Here is a 16,383-nt window from a genome sequence, read left to right as displayed (position 1 = left end):
CGCTTACCATTTGCCGTTGGTAGTCCCGCGATGCGCCTGAAGCTGCTGACCAATCTCAACACCCTCCTTTTAGTCGCCGTATGCGTCGCCCTTGGCGCGACACTTTGGTGGTCGCAAAAAGCCCTGGAGCGCCCTTATCTGTTAATGGAGCGCTACCTGGGCTTGTCCCAGCAATTTCAAAACGAAGTGGCGCGCAATATCGAGGATTACCTCGCCAGCGGCGATGCCTTGCGCTTGAGCAGCGCCAGCCAGGCCATCGACAACCTGCAGAAGGAACTCGGAGAGTTGCCACCGGCGCTGGCTGAAACCCTGCGTCCCAGCCTGTCGAACCTGGACGATTTCAGCAAAACCGACCTGCTGGCCGCCGGCAAACTCGCCGGCGACCCGCAAGCCCTGCTGCTGCAAGCCGAGCGCGAGCTGGGTGCCAGCCTTGATCAACTCAGCCAGTACGCTGGCGGCAATGCGGCGTACCTGACGCCACTGCTCGCCGCCTCCCAGCATCTGGGCAAACTGTCGCTGGCCCGGGACAAACTGGTCAGCAGCGGCCGCAGCGAACTGGCCGCCGATGTTGAGCGCGAAGTCAGCAACATCCGCACCCAAGCCGGCCAACTGGACGCCCTGCCTTTGCTCGGCGTGGCGGCCAGCAGCGAATCGAACACCGATGATTTCGCCGCGATGATGGGCCTGGAAAACACCGAGAAAACCGTTGCCGAAGACGCCGGCGTCGGATTCAAGCGCGAGCTGAACAGTCTGCTCACCCGCTATCCGGCGGAACTGGCGCGCACCCGCGATCAGATCCAGAAACGCGCCGACCTCAGCGCCGCAACCCACCTGAAAATCGCCGATGTGCAGCAAGCCATCTCCGGCCTGGAACCAGTGGTGCGCGCCCAGCACGGGCAGATCCAGGGCGAGGTTCGGCTGATGCAGGGCGTGATGATCGGCCTGATCCTGTTGATCGCCTTGCTCATCGACACCCTGCAACGGCGTCTGGCCCGCACCCTGACCAACCTCGCACCTGCACTCTCGATCTGGGCCGAGGGCGACTTCAGCCAGGACATCCAATTGGGCAAGACCAACCGCGAATTGCATGACATTGAAGCCTCGCTCAATCGCTTGCGTGCCTATCTCGTGGACCTGGTGGGGACCATTCGCCTCAATGCCGAGCAGGTCGCAGGCAGCAGCCGCACCCTGGCCGAACTCAGCAATGACTTGCACAGTGGCGCCGAACACCAGGCGGGCGATACCGCGCTGATCCGCGATTCCCTCGGCGAACTGGAAGCCACCATCCAGCAAGTGGCCGGTGATGCCAGCCAGGCCGCCGACGCCAGCCGCCATGCCGGCCTGGCCGTGGAACACGGACAGCAAGTCATCGGCCAGAGCCTTACCGGCCTGCATGCACTGGTAAATGAAGTGCAAGGCAATGCGCAGATGATCGAACACCTGGCCGAAGAGTCCGCAACCATCGGCGGCGTACTGACGGTGATTCGCTCGATCGCCGATCAGACCAACCTGTTGGCGCTGAACGCGGCCATCGAGGCGGCGCGCGCAGGGGAAATGGGCCGCGGTTTTGCCGTGGTGGCCGAAGAAGTCCGCTCACTGGCGCAACGCACTGCCGGGGCCACAGCCGAGATCCAAACGTTGATCGCCGGCTTGCAAACCGCGGCACGGCAATCGGTCGAAGGCATGCGTGCCCAGGTCGAGCATGCCGAAGCCACAGCCAACCAGGCCCAGGCCGCCGACGGTGCACTGGATAAAATCGTCGGGGCCATCCAGACCATTTCCGACACTGCCGTACGCATCGCCGATGCCACCGCCCAACAGAGCGGCGCCGTCAGCGAGATCCGCGATCACAGCGAGCGTATCCATCAATTGGGTGGGGACAACTTGCTGCGCATCGGTGAAGGGCGTGAGCAAGGGGAGAATCTGCTGGTGTTGGGTGGACGCCTGCATACGGCCGTCCAGGCCTTCCGCGTCTGATAATCCCCCTTCGCGAGCAGGCTCGCTCCCACAAGGGCATGCGCTGTCCGAGTGGGAGCGAGCCTGCTCGCGAAGACGCCAGAACAATTACCGCAAAACGCCCCGCCCTGCACACCCGCCCGCTGTCCGCTATCATGCCCCCAACCCCGATACGCGAGACCGTCATGCGCCGCTTGCTTTGCCTCCTGCTATTAGTGCTCACCCTGCCGGCCTCCGCCGCTGGGTTGCTGGAGAATCGCCCCAGTTCCACGCTGGGATCGATCAACAACAGCGCCGACTTCCTGCCGGTGCGCGAAGCCTTTCAGCTGAGCCTGGTGGAAAGCACGCCGCAATCGATCAAACTGCGCTTCGTCGCTACCGAGGGGTACTACCTTTATCGGCACCGCTTCCAGTTCCGCGCCGATCCGGCCGATGTGACCCTCGGCCCGGCGCAAATGCCCAATGGCGAACAAAAGCACGACGAGTTTTTCGGGGATGTCGAGGTCTACCACGGTATTCTCGACGTCGAACTGCCGCGCAGCGATCAACGCGCCTTCACTCTGGTCGTGACCTATCAGGGCTGTGCCGACAAAGGCCTGTGCTATCCGCCTGAAACCGAACGTTTGAATATCAATGGCAGTGGCAGCGGCGCAGCGACCACTCACGCCTGGGGTTGGCGTGAACTGGCACTGTTCTTCCTCGCGGGCCTGGGCCTGACCTTCACCCCGTGCGTGTTGCCGATGTTGCCGATTCTTTCCGGCGTGGTGCTGCGTGGCCAGGTCGGTGGCTGGCGCGGTTTCAATCTTTCGCTGGCCTACGTCCTGCCCATGGCTGCCTGCTTTGCCTTGCTGGGCGCACTGATGGGCCTGTTCGGCGCACAGCTCAATCTGCAGGCGCGCCTGCAATCGGCCTGGGTGCTGGTGCCATTTGCTACGTTCTTTGCGGTGTTTGCCCTGGCGATGTTCGGCGTCTTCGAACTCAAGTTGCCGCATGCAATTAGCAGTCGACTGGATCGCATTGCCGGCCGCACCGAAGGCGGATCGCTATGGGGCGCGGCGGTGCTGGGGGTAGTGTCCAGCCTGCTGGTTTCGCCTTGCGTTTCGGCGCCATTGGCCGGCGCACTGCTGTACATCAGCGCCAGCGGCGATGCCTTGGGCGGTGGTTTGAAACTGTTCATGCTCGGCCTCGGCATGGGCGCCCCACTGCTGCTGGTGGCCACCGGCGGTGCCGCCTGGCTGCCGAAAAGCGGGCCGTGGCTGATCTACGTGAAAAACGCCATTGGCGTGTTGTTGCTGGGGTTGGCAATTGGCTTGCTCAGCCGGGTATTGCCCGGCCAGATCACTTTGTTGCTGATCGGTTTACTCGCCGGCGGCGTCGGTTTGTTCATGGGCGCGCTGGAGTTCGTCTATAAACCTCCGAGAAAACGCCTCGGCCAATTGCTCGGCATGTTCCTGCTGTTTTATGCACTGGCCTGCTGGTATGGCGGATTCAGCGGCCAGAGCGATCCGTTCAATCCAATCGGCCAATCGCGCTCGGTTGCCATTACCGAACAAGCGCCCGATAGCAGCGCCTGGCAAACCGTCAGTACCCCGACGGATCTCGACCGCGTACTCGCTGAAGCCCGTTCGTCCGGTACCCCGCTGCTGCTCGACTGGTATGCAGACTGGTGTATCAGCTGCAAGGTCATCGAACGCGAAGTGCTCAACGACGCCACTGTCATCGAACGCCTCAAGGGTTATCGGCTGATTCGCTTCGACATCACCGCCAGCAACGCCGAACAACGGGCACTGCTTGACCGCTATAAGCTGTTCGGTCCTCCGGCACTGATGTTTTTCGGCAAGGATGGGGTCGAACGCTCCGATGTGCGGGTCATTGGCGAGATAAGCGCGGCGGACTTCGCCGAACGTGTCGCCAGGGCAAATGACCGGATTTAATCAAGCAGTCATATATTTTGCGCAAACATCGGTCATCGTGCCGGCTATTGCAGAGAACTGGACAGTCACAAAGGCTTTGCGGCATAGTCGCCGGGTTCTGACAATTGCTCACCGATAACAAGGGAACAGCCGATGGCGACGCTACTGGTTCTGCACGGACCCAACCTGAACATGCTTGGCACCCGTGAACCGGGCACCTACGGCGCCACGACACTGGCGCAGATCAACCAGGACCTGGAGCGCCGCGCCCGCGAAGCCGGCCATCATCTGCTGCACCTGCAAAGCAATGCCGAGTACGAATTGATCGACCGCATCCACGCCGCTCGCAGTGAAGGCGTGGACTTCATTTTGATCAATCCCGCAGCTTTTACGCATACAAGTGTCGCATTACGTGACGCGCTGCTGGCGGTGAGCATCCCATTCATCGAAGTGCATTTGTCCAACGTGCACAAACGCGAACCTTTCCGCCATCACTCTTACTTCTCCGACGTAGCGGTGGGAGTGATCTGCGGCCTTGGCGCCAGCGGTTATCGACTGGCCCTGGAGGCTGCACTAGAACAGCTTGAAAGACAGGCAACGGCTTGAACCACAAGCGTTAAACGCCCCTGACCGACCCTTGGGAGTTGATGATTCATGGATATCCGTAAAGTTAAGAAACTGATCGAATTGCTGGAAGAGTCCGGCATCGACGAGCTCGAGATCAAGGAAGGCGAAGAGTCCGTACGCATCAGCCGTCATAGCAAGACCCCGGCTCAGCAGTACTACGCGCCAGCTCCAATGGCGGCTCCCGCTGCCGCTCCTGCCGCTGCCGCCGCTCCGGCTGCCGCTGCCGCCCCTGCTGCTGCGGCCGCACCCGCGCTGAACGGCACCGTTGCCCGTTCGCCGATGGTCGGTACGTTCTATCGCAAATCTTCGCCAACCTCGCCAGCCTTCGTAGAAGTCGGCCAGACCGTGAAGAAAGGCGACACCCTGTGCATCGTTGAAGCCATGAAGATGATGAACCACATCGAAGCTGAAACCAGCGGTGTGATCGAATCCATCCTCGTCGAAGACGGCCAGCCGGTTGAGTACGACCAACCGCTGTTCACCATCGTTTGAACCGCGGAGAGCCTTTGATGACTGCGAAGTTGGAAAAAGTTCTGATCGCTAACCGCGGTGAGATCGCCCTGCGGATTCTGCGTGCCTGCAAAGAGATGGGCATCAAGACCGTCGCCGTTTACTCCAAGGCCGACAAAGAGCTGATGCACCTGGGTCTGGCAGACGAATCCGTCTGCATCGGCCCGGCTTCCGCCGCGCAATCCTACCTGCACATTCCGGCCATCATCGCCGCGGCCGAAGTGACCGGCGCTACCGCCATTCACCCTGGCTACGGTTTCCTCGCGGAAAACGCCGACTTCGCCGAGCAGGTCGAGAACTCCGGCTTCGCCTTCATCGGCCCGAAAGCTGAAACCATCCGCCTGATGGGCGACAAGGTTTCGGCCAAGCACGCGATGATCGCCGCCGGCGTACCGACCGTTCCAGGCTCCGACGGCCCGCTGCCGGAAGACGAAGAAACCGCTCTGCGCATCGGTCGCGAAGTGGGCTACCCAGTGATCATCAAGGCCGCAGGCGGCGGCGGTGGTCGCGGCATGCGCGTTGTGCATAGCGAAGAAGACCTGATTGCCTCGGCGAAACTGACCCGCTCCGAAGCGGGTGCAGCGTTCGGCAACCCGATGGTCTATCTGGAAAAATTCCTGACCAACCCGCGCCACGTGGAAGTCCAGGTACTTTCCGATGGCCAGGGCAACGCCGTACACCTGGGCGACCGCGACTGCTCGCTGCAGCGTCGTCACCAGAAAGTTCTCGAAGAAGCGCCGGCACCGGGCATCGACGAGAACGCGCGTGAAGAAGTCCTCGCCCGTTGCGTCAAGGCGTGCATCGACATCGGTTACCGTGGCGCAGGCACTTTCGAGTTCCTGTACGAAAACGGCCGCTTCTACTTCATCGAGATGAACACTCGCGTCCAGGTAGAGCACCCGGTTTCGGAAATGGTCACCGGTATCGACATCGTCAAGGAGATGCTCAGCATCGCCGCCGGCAATAAGCTGTCGTTCACCCAGGATGACGTGGTCATCCGTGGTCACGCGCTGGAATGCCGGATCAACGCCGAAGACCCGAAAACCTTCATGCCGAGCCCGGGCACGGTCAAGCATTTCCATGCACCAGGCGGCAACGGCGTTCGCGTCGATTCGCACCTGTACAGTGGTTATGCCGTTCCACCGAACTACGATTCGTTGATCGGCAAGCTGATCACCTACGGTGCAACCCGTGACGAAGCCATGGCCCGCATGCGCAATGCGCTGGACGAAATCGTGGTCGACGGGATCAAGACCAACATCCCGCTGCACCGCGACCTGACCCGCGACGAAGGCTTCTGCAAAGGGGGCGTGAACATTCACTACCTCGAGCACAAGCTGGCTGGCGAGAAGCACTAAGCTTCAACCGGCACATGACAAAGCCGCCTTCGGGCGGCTTTGTTGTTTCTGAAGGCCTCACACTTACCCTGTGGGAGCGAGCCTGCTCGCGAAGAGGCCAGCACATTCAACATCAATGTTGACTGATACACCGTCTTCGCGGGCAGGCTCGCTCCAACAAGGGATCTCCCACAAAACCTTCGCGCTCGCGTAAACTTGCGCGCTTCTCGCAGCCCGCTAGGCTGCAATCAATATTTTTCAAAGGTGCCCGCCATGCCTTGGCTGCAAGTCCGTCTCGCCATCAGCCCAGAACAAGCCGAAACCTACGAAGACGCGTTCCTTGAAGTGGGCGCCGTGTCGGTGACTTTCATGGATGCCGAAGACCAGCCGATCTTCGAGCCGGAACTCAATACCACCCCGCTGTGGTCGCATACCCACCTGCTGGCCCTGTTCGAAGGCGGCACCGAGCCCGGCCCGGTACTGGCCCATCTGGAATTGCTGACCGGCAGCCCGCTGCCCGAACATCACAGCGAAGTGATCGAAGACCAGGATTGGGAACGTAGCTGGATGGACGGTTTCCAGCCAATGCGCTTCGGTCAACGCCTGTGGATCGTGCCGAGCTGGCACGCCGCGCCCGAGCCTGACGCCGTAAACCTGCTGCTCGATCCGGGGCTGGCATTCGGTACCGGCACTCACCCGACCACCGCGCTGTGCCTGGAATGGCTCGATGGTCAGGACCTCAAGGACTGCAACGTCCTCGACTTCGGCTGTGGTTCGGGCATCCTCGCGATTGCCGCTCTACTGCTCGGCGCCAAACACGCCGTGGGCACCGACATCGACGTGCAGGCACTGGAAGCCTCCCGCGATAACGCCGGGCGTAACAATATTGCCGAGGAACTTTTCCCCCTCTACCTACCGGAAGATCTGCCACAGGTTCAGGCCGACGTGCTGGTAGCCAACATCCTCGCCGGTCCGCTGGTTTCCCTGGCACCGCAACTGTCAGGCCTGGTTAAAACCGGCGGTCGCCTGGCGCTGTCGGGCATCCTCGCCGAGCAAGGTGACGAGGTTGCCGCCGCCTATGCAAAAGACTTCGATCTGGATCCGATCGCCAATCGCGATGGCTGGGTGCGCATTACAGGCCGTCGGCGCTAGAATGAACGCCTGCATAAACCGGATCGCCGCATGACCGACAGCTTCGTCACCCAGTGCCCGCATTGCCAAACCAGCTTCCGCGTCAGCCATGCTCAGTTGAGCGTGGCTCGTGGTGTCGTTCGCTGTGGTTCATGCCTGCTGGTGTTCAACGCTGCCAAGCAACTGCTTGAGCAGGCCGGCAAAGAATCCGCCGCGCCTGTCACCCCAACCATCGTCGAACCGCCAACACCCGCAGAGCCGCGAGCCATCAGCCAAAAGCAATGGAGCGCTACCGAGCTGGACCTGGACAGCCTCGATCTGGACGAAGAACTCGCCCGGCTCGAGCAGCGGGAAATCCAGCCGATCACCGAGTTCGGCCGGCACCGCGAAGACACCCTTAGCGCGCGCCGCGATAGCGCCGAAAGCGACGAAGAGCCCTGGGTTTCCGACAGCCTGTTCAGCGAATCGGCGGCGGAGCGGGCGCAAGCGATCAATGAACTTGACGAGCTCGATACGCTCGACGCACTCGAAACCCTGGACACCACGGAACCGGTGAGCGAACCGGGCAGCATTCTGTCGCGCACCGAACCCTCGCTTTCGTTGGAACCGGTGGATCTGGACGACGAACCGCAACCGCCGCAACTTCGCCTGCATGATCCACTGGATGCGCCACCACACCGCGAACGCTTGTCCACCACGGCAGCCGGAGAAACGGATCACGACCTGTCGCCGATCGAGCCGCCGCGCAAACGACGCGAGCGCAGTGAGCCCGATGTTCGCGCCGAGGTCCTGCAAGACCTGACCGACGACCCGTTGCAACTGGACTGGCAAAAACGCCGCTCGCCCTGGGGCCGCCGATTCTTCTGGCTACTGTTGATCCTGCTCGCAGCAGGCGCACTCGTCGGCCAGTATGTCGCCTACCACTTTGACGAACTGGCGCGCCAGGACCAGTACCGCCCGTGGTTCCAGCAACTGTGCCCGCAAATCGGCTGCACCGTGCCCTCCAAGGTCGACATCGCGAAAATCAAAAGCAGCAATCTGGTGGTGCGCAGCCACCCCGAATTCAGCGGTGCACTGGTGGTCGATGCGATCATCTACAACCGCGCGCCCTTCTCTCAGCCTTTCCCGTTGCTGGAACTACGCTTCGCCGACCTCAACGGCCACCTGATCGCCAGCCGTCGCTTCAAGCCTGGCGAATACCTCAACGGCGACCTCGAAGGCATGGTGGAAATGCCTCCGCAGACGCCGATCCACATCGCGCTGGACATTCTGGATCCAGGCGCCAAAGCGGTTAACTACAGCCTGAGTTTCCACTCGCCAGAGTGAAACGATTCACTGATCGCCAATTGACGACGGCCTTCTGACTTCACTCGCCCGGACCAAACCGCTGGCGATAACAGCATAACTGTTCAGATTTTGTTCAATTCAGCCTTTATCCAGTCATCGAGAGCGGGTATCATGCCAACCCTTTTTCGAACTCTCATGATCCGGCCCCACAACAGGGAAGTCCTATGTCGGCGGTACGCATCGGTCCATACACATTACATAACAGCTTGATTCTCGCTCCCATGGCGGGCGTCACTGACCAGCCCTTTCGTCAGCTATGCAAGCGATTGGGTGCGGGACTAGTAGTCTCTGAAATGGTCACCAGCGACATGAGTTTGTGGAACACCCGCAAGTCGCGGATGCGCATGATCCACGAAGGTGATCCCGAGCCACGCTCGGTACAGATCGCCGGTGGTGACGCGCAGATGCTGGCGGAGGCGGCCCGGGCCAACGTTGAACTGGGCGCGCAGATTATTGATATCAACATGGGCTGTCCGGCCAAGAAAGTCTGCAACAAGGCTGCCGGGTCCGCACTGTTGAAGGATGAAGCATTGGTGACCGAGATCCTGCAGGCCGTCGTGGCTGCGGTCGATGTGCCGGTTACCTTGAAGATCCGTACCGGCTGGGACCGGGACAACAAGAATGGCCTGACGGTGGCGAAGATCGCCGAGCAGGCAGGCATCACGGCGTTGGCGGTCCATGGCCGCACCCGTGCAGACCTGTACACCGGTGAAGCCGAGTACGACACCATTGCCGCGATCAAGCAGGCGGTGTCGATACCGGTCTTCGCCAACGGCGATATCGACTCGCCGGAAAAGGCCCGGTACGTGCTCGACGCGACCGGTGCCGATGGCCTGCTGATTGGCCGGGCTGCCCAGGGGCGGCCATGGATTTTTCGCGAGATCGATCATTTCCTGCGTACCGGCGAGAAGCTCCCGGCGCTGGAACTGATCGAAGTGGAACGCATTCTGCTAGAGCACCTGGCTGCGCTGCACGCCTTCTATGGAGACGTGATGGGCGTACGCATTGCTCGAAAGCATGTGGGCTGGTATCTCGCAACCTTGCCGGGCGCCAGGGAGTTTCGCGCCCACTTCAATCGTTTGGAAGATACGGAAGCACAATGCGCCAACGTTCAGGCCTTCTTCGCCGAACGTTACAAGAGCCTGACAGGGGACGGAGAGGGGGTGGCCGCATGACGATGATGACCGAGACTTTAGTGAGTGGAACGACACCCGTGAGCGACAACGTGAATTTGAAACAGCACCTCAATACCCCAAGCGAAGAAGGCCAGACCCTTCGCGGGAGTGTCGAGAAAGCGCTGCACAATTATTTCGCCCACCTTGAGGGCGCTGCCGTCACGGATGTGTACAACCTGGTGCTCTCCGAAGTCGAGGCTCCCCTGCTCGAGTGCGTGATGAACTACGTCAAGGGCAACCAGACCAAGGCCAGCGAGATGCTCGGACTGAACCGAGGCACGCTGCGCAAGAAACTCAAGCAGTACGATTTGCTGTAAGCATTCAATCAAACCAGAAAGGCGCCCGCGTAAAACCGGTCGCCTTTTTTGCTGACTTCCTTTGCTTTTGATGGAAATTGAGATGACCGACCAGACTACCCGCCTGCCGATCCGCCGCGCCTTGATCAGCGTTTCCGACAAGACCGGGATCCTCGAATTCGCCAAAGAGCTTGAAGCCCTGGGCGTCGAGATCCTCTCCACCGGCGGAACGTTCAAGCTGCTGCAGGACAACGGCGTTGCCGCAGTCGAAGTCGCCGATTACACCGGCTTCGCGGAAATGATGGACGGTCGGGTGAAAACCCTGCACCCGAAAATCCACGGCGGGATCCTCGGTCGTCGCGGTATCGACGACGCCATCATGAATGAGCACGGCATCAAGCCGATCGATCTGGTAGCGGTCAACCTGTACCCGTTCGAAGCCACCATCAGCAAGCCAGGCTGCGACCTGCCGACCGCCATCGAGAACATCGACATCGGCGGCCCGACCATGGTCCGTTCCGCCGCCAAGAACCACAAAGACGTAGCCATCGTGGTCAATGCCAGCGATTACGCCAACGTGCTGGAAAACCTCAAGGCCGGCGGCCTGACCTACGCTCAGCGTTTCGACCTGATGCTCAAGGCGTTCGAACACACTGCGGCCTACGACGGCATGATCGCCAACTACATGGGCACCGTGAACCAGGCTGCTGAGACCCTCAGCACAGAAGGTCGCAGTGAGTTCCCGCGCACCTTCAACACCCAGTTCATCAAGGCCCAGGAAATGCGCTACGGCGAGAACCCGCACCAGAGCGCGGCGTTCTACGTGGAAGCCAAGCCTGCGGAAGTCGGCATCGCCACCGCGACCCAACTGCAAGGCAAGGAACTGTCGTACAACAACGTAGCCGACACCGACGCCGCGCTGGAATGCGTGAAGAGCTTCGTCAAGCCAGCCTGCGTGATCGTCAAGCACGCCAACCCATGCGGCGTGGCGGTAAGCCCGGATGCCGAAGGCGGCATCCGCAAGGCCTACGACCTGGCCTACGCCACCGACACCGAATCGGCATTTGGCGGCATCATCGCCTTCAACCGCGAACTGGACGCTGAAACCGCCAAGGCCATCGTCGAGCGTCAGTTCGTCGAAGTGATCATCGCCCCAAGCGTCAGCGAAGAAGCCCGCGCCATCGTTGCGGCAAAAGCCAACGTACGCCTGCTGGCGTGCGGCGAGTGGTCGGCCGATCGTGCCGCTGCCTGGGATTACAAGCGCGTCAACGGTGGCCTGCTGGTGCAAAGCCGCGATATCGGCATGATCGGTGCCGATGACCTGAAAGTCGTGACCAAACGCGCACCGACCGAGCAGGAAATCCACGATCTGATCTTCGCCTGGAAAGTCGCCAAGTACGTCAAATCCAACGCCATCGTCTACGCCAAGAACCGCCAGACCATTGGTGTCGGCGCCGGCCAGATGAGCCGCGTGAACTCTGCGCGCATTGCCGCGATCAAGGCTGAACACGCTGGCCTGCAGGTACAGGGCGCGGTCATGGCGTCCGACGCATTCTTCCCGTTCCGCGACGGTATCGACAACGCGGCCAAGGCCGGTATCACCGCAGTGATCCAGCCAGGCGGCTCGATGCGTGACAACGAAGTGATTGCCGCGGCTGACGAAGCCGGCATCGCGATGGTGTTCACCGGCATGCGCCACTTCCGTCACTGATACACCGATCAACTGTGGGAGCGAGCCTGCTCGCGAATGCAATCTGTCAGCAACAACCAAGGTGACTGACACACCGCTTTCGCGAGCAGGCTCGCTCCCACAGAAAAGCAGCGACAGGCTGCCTACAGAATTAGCGTCATCCGAGGTTTTTGAAATGAATGTTTTGATCATTGGCAGCGGTGGCCGTGAACACGCCCTGGCCTGGAAAGTGGCTCAGGATCCGCGCGTGCAGAAAGTGTTCGTGGCCCCGGGCAACGCCGGTACCGCCATTGAAGCCAAATGCGAAAACGTTGCCATCGATGTGCTGGCCCTGGAGCAATTGGCTGATTTTGCCGAGAAGAACGTTTCCCTGACCATCGTCGGCCCGGAAGTGCCGCTGGTCGCTGGCGTCGTCGACCTGTTCCGCTCCCGTGGCCTGGACTGCTTCGGTCCGACTGCGGGTGCTGCACAGCTGGAAGGTTCGAAAGCGTTCACCAAGGACTTCCTGGCTCGCCACAAGATCCCGACCGCCGACTACCAGAACTTCACCGAGATCGAGCCAGCCCTGGCTTATCTGCGTGAAAAAGGTGCTCCGATCGTGATCAAGGCCGATGGCCTGGCCGCCGGTAAAGGCGTGATCGTCGCGATGACCCTCGCCGAAGCCGAAGACGCCGTTCGCGACATGCTGGCAGGCAATGCCTTCGGCGATGCCGGTTCGCGCGTGGTGATCGAAGAATTCCTGGACGGCGAAGAAGCCAGCTTCATCGTCATGGTCGACGGCAAGAATGTCCTGCCGATGGCCACCAGCCAGGACCACAAGCGCGTCGGCGACGGCGACACTGGTCCGAACACCGGCGGCATGGGTGCCTACTCTCCTGCTCCCGTGGTCACCAGCGAAGTGCACAAGCGCGTCATGGACCAAGTGATCTGGCCGACTGTTCGCGGCATGGCCGAAGAAGGAAACGTCTACACTGGCTTCCTGTACGCAGGCCTGATGATCGACAAGGCTGGTAACCCAAAAGTTATCGAATTCAACTGCCGTTTCGGCGACCCTGAGACCCAACCTGTCATGCTGCGCTTGCAGTCGAGCCTGGTACTGCTGGTCGAAGCGGCCCTGGCACAGGCCCTGGACAAGGTTGAAGCACAATGGGATCCACGTCCGAGCGTCGGCGTTGTGCTGGCTGCGGGCGGCTATCCTGGTGACTACGCCAAAGGCGCGGCCATCAAGGGCCTGGATGCAGCGGCGACACTGGAAGGCAAAGTGTTCCACGCCGGTACTGCGCTCAAGGACGGTCAAGTTGTGGCGGCCGGTGGTCGGGTGCTTTGCGCCACCGCCATGGGCGCCAGCGTCGATGCTGCTCAACAGCAGGCATACAAACTGGCGGCCAGCATTGATTGGGAAGGCTGTTTCTATCGCAAGGACATTGGCTACCGTGCCATTGCCCGTGAGCGTGGCGAAAATCAGGAATAAGCTACCCATTCGGCCGGGCAAGGGCCTTCGGTCCTTGCCTGACTATTCCGGCGCCGCGCATAGTTATATTCTGGCATCAACCTACGAAGGGATTTCGCCGTGCGCTGGCTCAGGATTGCCATAGGGTTCACCGTCACTCTGCTGACATTGCTCTGCATGCTCCCGGCCCAGGCCGCGCAAGGCAGTGGATGGGCAGTTTTGCTCGACGAACAGGGTGACCTGCAGCTGAGCGACATCCGGTCTGCCCGCTACACCAACCAATTCAGCCCAATCGAACTCGACCGCCTCACGGCCGCCGAACCCGACGGCGCGCTTTGGCTACGCTTCCGCCTGGCACCCGGCAGACATGAACAACTGCTGAGAGTGTTCGCCCCCGACCTGCTGCAACTCAATATGTATGTGCTGGACGGCGACAAGCTGATTGAGCAATCGAATACCGGGAACAAACAACCTCTGGCTGACCGGCCACTGCCCAGCAGTGACTTCATGCTGCCGCTGCCACAGAACGACAAACCCCTAGACGTGTACCTGCGGCTGGTTTCCGAACACCAGTTGCGCCCCTATATCACCCTGCAATCGGCGGTCATGACCGCGGCCAGCCAGAGCCAGACACTCATCTACGGCTTGCTGTTGGGTTGCATCGGCATGCTGATCCTGCACAACCTCATCCGCTACGCCTACACCCGGTCGCACAGCAGCCTCTGGCTGGCAGCCTGCGAAGCGCTGCTGATGCTCAGCCTGGTGCTGTTACTGAATCTGGCGGGGAACTGGTTGCCGGACTGGCAAGCCTTGCAAACGCCCGGCGCATACCTTGCCTTGTTACTGACGGCCCCCTGCGGGCTGATGTTCGCCTATCGCTTCTTTACCCCCCTGGGTCCACATCCGCTGAACAGGCTGATACTGGGGGAAATCCTGCTCATCATGATCTGCAGCCTGTTGCTGCTCTTCGTCAATACACTGCCGCTGAACATCATCACTTATGGCCTGGTCGCCCTTGCGGGACTGAGCATGCTGTTCGTCAGCGCCTATCACTGGCAGAAAGGCTATCGCCCGGCGCGGCTCTTTGTGGCCGCCATGGTGGCGTTCAACCTCGGAACGCTGATCATCCTGCCCGCGCTGCTGGGGCTGACCCTGATCGAACCCCATGGCCTGATCACTACCTTGCTGGTATTCATCTGCATCAGTGGCCTGTTGATGAGCATTGCCCTGAGCGAACGCCAGCGCCGCATCACTGAAGACCGCTTCAGCATTAGCCGTGACCTGGCGGCCAGCAACGCCGAGATCAATGCCAAGGCCGAATTCCTGGCGAAGATCAGCCACGAAATCCGCACGCCGATGAATGGCGTGCTGGGCATGACCGAGTTGCTGCTGGGGACACCACTCTCGGTGAAACAGCGCGACTATGTACAGACTATCCATAGCGCCGGCAACGAACTGCTGACACTGATCAACGAAATCCTCGATATCTCCAAGCTCGAATCAGGACAGATCGAACTCGACGACGTGCAGTTCGATCTCAACGCGCTGATCGAGGACTGCCTTAGCATCTTCCGCGCCAAGGCCGAGCAGCAGAACGTCGAGCTGATCAGCTTCATTCAACCACAAGTACCGCGGGTCATCAGCGGCGACCCGACACGCCTGCGCCAAACCCTGCTGAGCCTGCTTGAGAACGCCCTCAAGAAAACCGACGAAGGCGAAGTCCTGATCGTCGTCGCGCTCGACGAGCGCAGTGCAAAACCACGCTTGCGTATAGCGGTGCAGGACAGCGGTGAACCCATGGATGCAGAAGAGCGCGATGCATTGATGCACGCCGAACTGCACAGCAAGCACTTCCTTTCGGCGAACCGCCTGGGCGGTAATCTGGGCCTGGTCATCGCCCGCCAGCTGATTCGCTTGATGCAAGGCGAGTTCGGCATCAAGAGCGGAAACAATCAGGGCAGCACGCTATGGCTGACCTTGCCACTGGACCCAGATCGGCTCGAACACCCGACCTCGGACCTCGATGGCCCGCTGCAAGGCGCACGGGTATTGGTGGTTGACGACAACGACACCTGTCGCAAGGTATTGGTGCAGCAGTGCAGCGCTTGGGGCCTGAACGTCAGCGCGGTACCGTCCGGCAAGGAAGCGCTGGCGCTGCTGCGTACCAAGGCACACTTGCGTGACTATTTCGACGTGGTCCTGCTGGACCAGAACATGCCGGGCATGACCGGCATGCAACTGGCGGCCAAGATCAAGGAAGACCCAAGCCTGAACCACGACATCCTGCTGATCATGCTCACCGGCATCAGCAATGCGCCAAGCAAGATCATCGCGCGCAACTCGGGAATCAAACGCATCCTTGCAAAACCGGTGGCAGGCTACACCCTCAAAACGACCCTGGCCGATGAGCTGAACCAACGTAACAAAGGCCTCGTGCTCGTACAGCACCTGCCTTCCAGCCCGACGCTGCCGATCAAGGTGCCCAGCGATTTCCGCATTCTGGTGGCCGAAGACAACAGCATCTCGACCAAGGTGATCCGCGGCATGCTGGGCAAGCTCAATCTGCAACCCGACACGGCCAGCAATGGAGAGGAAGCCTTGCAGGCGATGAAGGCCCAGCGCTACGACCTGGTGCTGATGGACTGCGAAATGCCTATCCTTGATGGCTTCTCTGCCACCCAGCAATTACGTGCCTGGGAAGTGGGCAACCAGCGGACCCGTACCCCTGTGGTGGCGTTGACCGCGCACATCCTGGCCGAGCATAAGGAACGCGCACGCCAGGCTGGCATGGACGGGCACATGGCCAAACCGGTCGAACTCTCGCAGCTGCGCGAACTGATTGAGCACTGGGTAGCCCAGCGCGACCTGCAGAATCGCACAGTGACACCAACGTCCTGAGCCGACAGACCTCGTAACGCCTGATAGACTCCCCTCGACTTCCCTCGCCAGTG

12 protein-coding genes are annotated in these 16,383 nt (G+C 60.8%); all 12 read left to right on the top strand.

From position 1 onward, the window contains the following. The first annotated feature begins 30 nt into the window (after positions 1-30). A complete protein-coding gene (locus ACSFE6_RS15855; protein WP_435428497.1) occupies positions 31-1,977 on the top strand; it encodes a methyl-accepting chemotaxis protein in 1,947 nt (648 codons plus the stop codon). A 164-nt stretch (positions 1,978-2,141) separates the two neighbouring features. Then, entirely contained in the window at positions 2,142-3,890 is a 1,749-nt protein-coding gene (locus ACSFE6_RS15850) for a protein-disulfide reductase DsbD (protein WP_435428496.1), read from the top strand. 132 nt (positions 3,891-4,022) lie between these two features. Then, on the top strand, positions 4,023-4,475 hold the full coding sequence (gene aroQ, locus ACSFE6_RS15845) for a type II 3-dehydroquinate dehydratase (protein ID WP_017336343.1): 453 nt from the start codon (positions 4,023-4,025) through the stop codon (positions 4,473-4,475). Between the two features lie 48 nt (positions 4,476-4,523). Then, positions 4,524-4,988 carry an acetyl-CoA carboxylase biotin carboxyl carrier protein gene (gene accB / locus ACSFE6_RS15840; protein ID WP_435428495.1) on the top strand — a complete coding sequence of 155 codons (465 nt, stop codon included), beginning with the start codon at positions 4,524-4,526 and terminating at the stop codon, positions 4,986-4,988. 17 nt (positions 4,989-5,005) lie between these two features. Next, positions 5,006-6,364 carry an acetyl-CoA carboxylase biotin carboxylase subunit gene (accC, locus tag ACSFE6_RS15835; RefSeq protein ID WP_435428494.1) on the top strand — a complete coding sequence of 453 codons (1,359 nt, stop codon included), beginning with the start codon at positions 5,006-5,008 and terminating at the stop codon, positions 6,362-6,364. Between the two features lie 252 nt (positions 6,365-6,616). Next, entirely contained in the window at positions 6,617-7,495 is an 879-nt protein-coding gene (prmA, locus tag ACSFE6_RS15830) for a 50S ribosomal protein L11 methyltransferase (RefSeq protein WP_435428493.1), read from the top strand. Positions 7,496-7,525: 30 nt separating this feature from the next. Beyond that, positions 7,526-8,800, top strand: coding sequence for a DUF3426 domain-containing protein (locus ACSFE6_RS15825; RefSeq protein ID WP_435428492.1), 1,275 nt, complete (start codon positions 7,526-7,528; stop codon positions 8,798-8,800). A gap of 185 nt (positions 8,801-8,985) precedes the next feature. Next, entirely contained in the window at positions 8,986-9,996 is a 1,011-nt protein-coding gene (dusB, locus tag ACSFE6_RS15820; RefSeq protein ID WP_435428491.1) for a tRNA dihydrouridine synthase DusB, read from the top strand. Further along, positions 9,993-10,313, top strand: a complete 321-nt coding sequence (fis, locus tag ACSFE6_RS15815) for a DNA-binding transcriptional regulator Fis (protein WP_015093301.1) — start codon at positions 9,993-9,995, stop codon at positions 10,311-10,313. Before dusB ends, fis begins: the two co-directional genes overlap by 4 nt. Positions 10,314-10,395: 82 nt before the next feature. Further along, positions 10,396-12,003, top strand: a complete 1,608-nt coding sequence (gene purH, locus ACSFE6_RS15810; RefSeq protein ID WP_435428490.1) for a bifunctional phosphoribosylaminoimidazolecarboxamide formyltransferase/IMP cyclohydrolase — start codon at positions 10,396-10,398, stop codon at positions 12,001-12,003. Positions 12,004-12,157: 154 nt separating this feature from the next. After that, positions 12,158-13,453 (top strand): phosphoribosylamine--glycine ligase, encoded by a 1,296-nt coding sequence (purD, locus tag ACSFE6_RS15805; protein WP_435428489.1) that lies wholly within the window; start codon positions 12,158-12,160, stop codon positions 13,451-13,453. 99 nt (positions 13,454-13,552) lie between these two features. Beyond that, positions 13,553-16,330 (top strand): response regulator, encoded by a 2,778-nt coding sequence (locus ACSFE6_RS15800; RefSeq protein WP_435428488.1) that lies wholly within the window; start codon positions 13,553-13,555, stop codon positions 16,328-16,330. Positions 16,331-16,383 lie beyond the last annotated feature (53 nt).

It is taken from the genome of Pseudomonas baetica (assembly GCF_051216495.1).
Taxonomy (GTDB): Bacteria; Pseudomonadota; Gammaproteobacteria; order Pseudomonadales; family Pseudomonadaceae; genus Aquipseudomonas; species Aquipseudomonas baetica_B.
The sequence above is the reverse complement of the archived record's forward strand: the minus strand, read 5'-3'. Positions and strand labels throughout refer to the sequence as shown.

Coding starts and splice junctions, on each gene's coding strand:
- ACSFE6_RS15855 (WP_435428497.1), top strand. CDS start 31: ATGCGCCTGAAGCTGCTGACCAATCTCAACACCCTCCTTTTAGTCGCC.
- ACSFE6_RS15850 (WP_435428496.1), top strand. CDS start 2,142: ATGCGCCGCTTGCTTTGCCTCCTGCTATTAGTGCTCACCCTGCCGGCC.
- aroQ (WP_017336343.1), top strand. CDS start 4,023: ATGGCGACGCTACTGGTTCTGCACGGACCCAACCTGAACATGCTTGGC.
- accB (WP_435428495.1), top strand. CDS start 4,524: ATGGATATCCGTAAAGTTAAGAAACTGATCGAATTGCTGGAAGAGTCC.
- accC (WP_435428494.1), top strand. CDS start 5,006: ATGACTGCGAAGTTGGAAAAAGTTCTGATCGCTAACCGCGGTGAGATC.
- prmA (WP_435428493.1), top strand. CDS start 6,617: ATGCCTTGGCTGCAAGTCCGTCTCGCCATCAGCCCAGAACAAGCCGAA.
- ACSFE6_RS15825 (WP_435428492.1), top strand. CDS start 7,526: ATGACCGACAGCTTCGTCACCCAGTGCCCGCATTGCCAAACCAGCTTC.
- dusB (WP_435428491.1), top strand. CDS start 8,986: ATGTCGGCGGTACGCATCGGTCCATACACATTACATAACAGCTTGATT.
- fis (WP_015093301.1), top strand. CDS start 9,993: ATGACGATGATGACCGAGACTTTAGTGAGTGGAACGACACCCGTGAGC.
- purH (WP_435428490.1), top strand. CDS start 10,396: ATGACCGACCAGACTACCCGCCTGCCGATCCGCCGCGCCTTGATCAGC.
- purD (WP_435428489.1), top strand. CDS start 12,158: ATGAATGTTTTGATCATTGGCAGCGGTGGCCGTGAACACGCCCTGGCC.